At 53.2% G+C, this 1,575-nt stretch carries 1 rRNA gene; it reads left to right on the top strand.

Annotation, left to right across the window (positions count from 1 at the left end):
- Nucleotides 1–10: 10 nt before the first annotated feature.
- Nucleotides 11–1,565 (top strand): 16S ribosomal RNA (locus BCV39_RS16500).
- Nucleotides 1,566–1,575: the final 10 nt, after the last annotated feature.

Raw genomic sequence — 1,575 nt, forward strand, 5'->3', positions numbered from 1 at the left:
ACAAAATCTTAAATTGAAGAGTTTGATCATGGCTCAGATTGAACGCTGGCGGCAGGCCTAACACATGCAAGTCGAGCGGAAACGACACTAACAATCCTTCGGGTGCGTTAATGGGCGTCGAGCGGCGGACGGGTGAGTAATGCCTAGGAAATTGCCTTGATGTGGGGGATAACCATTGGAAACGATGGCTAATACCGCATAATGCCTACGGGCCAAAGAGGGGGACCTTCGGGCCTCTCGCGTCAAGATATGCCTAGGTGGGATTAGCTAGTTGGTGAGGTAATGGCTCACCAAGGCGACGATCCCTAGCTGGTCTGAGAGGATGATCAGCCACACTGGAACTGAGACACGGTCCAGACTCCTACGGGAGGCAGCAGTGGGGAATATTGCACAATGGGCGAAAGCCTGATGCAGCCATGCCGCGTGTATGAAGAAGGCCTTCGGGTTGTAAAGTACTTTCAGTTGTGAGGAAGGGGGTGTAGTTAATAGCTGCATCTCTTGACGTTAGCAACAGAAGAAGCACCGGCTAACTCCGTGCCAGCAGCCGCGGTAATACGGAGGGTGCGAGCGTTAATCGGAATTACTGGGCGTAAAGCGCATGCAGGTGGTTCATTAAGTCAGATGTGAAAGCCCGGGGCTCAACCTCGGAACTGCATTTGAAACTGGTGAACTAGAGTACTGTAGAGGGGGGTAGAATTTCAGGTGTAGCGGTGAAATGCGTAGAGATCTGAAGGAATACCAGTGGCGAAGGCGGCCCCCTGGACAGATACTGACACTCAGATGCGAAAGCGTGGGGAGCAAACAGGATTAGATACCCTGGTAGTCCACGCCGTAAACGATGTCTACTTGGAGGTTGTGGCCTTGAGCCGTGGCTTTCGGAGCTAACGCGTTAAGTAGACCGCCTGGGGAGTACGGTCGCAAGATTAAAACTCAAATGAATTGACGGGGGCCCGCACAAGCGGTGGAGCATGTGGTTTAATTCGATGCAACGCGAAGAACCTTACCTACTCTTGACATCCAGAGAAGCCAGCGGAGACGCAGGTGTGCCTTCGGGAGCTCTGAGACAGGTGCTGCATGGCTGTCGTCAGCTCGTGTTGTGAAATGTTGGGTTAAGTCCCGCAACGAGCGCAACCCTTATCCTTGTTTGCCAGCGAGTAATGTCGGGAACTCCAGGGAGACTGCCGGTGATAAACCGGAGGAAGGTGGGGACGACGTCAAGTCATCATGGCCCTTACGAGTAGGGCTACACACGTGCTACAATGGCGCATACAGAGGGCAGCAAGCTAGCGATAGTGAGCGAATCCCAAAAAGTGCGTCGTAGTCCGGATTGGAGTCTGCAACTCGACTCCATGAAGTCGGAATCGCTAGTAATCGTAGATCAGAATGCTACGGTGAATACGTTCCCGGGCCTTGTACACACCGCCCGTCACACCATGGGAGTGGGCTGCAAAAGAAGTGGGTAGTTTAACCTTTCGGGGAGGACGCTCACCACTTTGTGGTTCATGACTGGGGTGAAGTCGTAACAAGGTAGCCCTAGGGGAACCTGGGGCTGGATCACCTCCTTATACGAAGATA

The sequence above is a fragment of the Vibrio sp. 10N.286.55.E10 genome (assembly GCF_002872555.1).
Taxonomy (GTDB): Bacteria; Pseudomonadota; Gammaproteobacteria; order Enterobacterales; family Vibrionaceae; genus Vibrio; species Vibrio crassostreae.